The sequence below is a fragment of the Pseudomonas sp. 86_A genome (genome assembly GCF_017491705.1).
In the GTDB taxonomy this organism is placed as follows: Bacteria; Pseudomonadota; Gammaproteobacteria; order Pseudomonadales; family Pseudomonadaceae; genus Aquipseudomonas; species Aquipseudomonas koreensis.
This window is the reverse complement of record NZ_JAFGYS010000162.1, coordinates 1-454: the sequence shown is the minus strand read 5'-3', so window position 1 is coordinate 454 and position 454 is coordinate 1. Positions and strand designations below refer to the sequence as shown.

Sequence of the window (454 nt, the reverse complement as noted above, 5' to 3'; positions counted from 1 at the left end):
ATCGACAGCATCGACGTCGGCTATCAATCCACCGGCGAAGATCGCGGCGTGATGGTGACGCTCAATGGGTCTTTCTTCTGGCAGTCGGATCCGAGCACGCCGCTCGAGTGGGATGCGAGCAAGCCGGGCACCGCGCCCGCGCCTCCCGGCAACGGCAACAAGTATCTCGACCTGCGGCTGCTGGCGATGGGCCAGCACATCACGCTGCCCTGCTTCGCGACCGCCGATACGGTGCAAAAGGCCATCGCCTGCATGGCCACGCTGCCCGATCCGAAGCCCGGCCAGATTCCGGCAGTGCGCTTCGATGCGCAAAGCGCGTGGCTGATCGGCACCGACTTCGGCGTGCTGAAGATCGACAGCGGGCAAACCGGCAATAACGCGAACGCGCTGCGCGTGACAAACGACGGCAACTCGCTGGCGGAATCGTCCGGCTATGTATTGACGCTGCAGGCGG

General features: G+C 64.8%; 1 protein-coding gene. It reads left to right on the top strand.

Annotated elements, in window-relative coordinates; genetic code table 11:
* The coding region (locus tag J5M57_RS28500) for a hypothetical protein (protein WP_207938546.1) at positions 1-454 on the top strand (454 nt) is incomplete at both ends.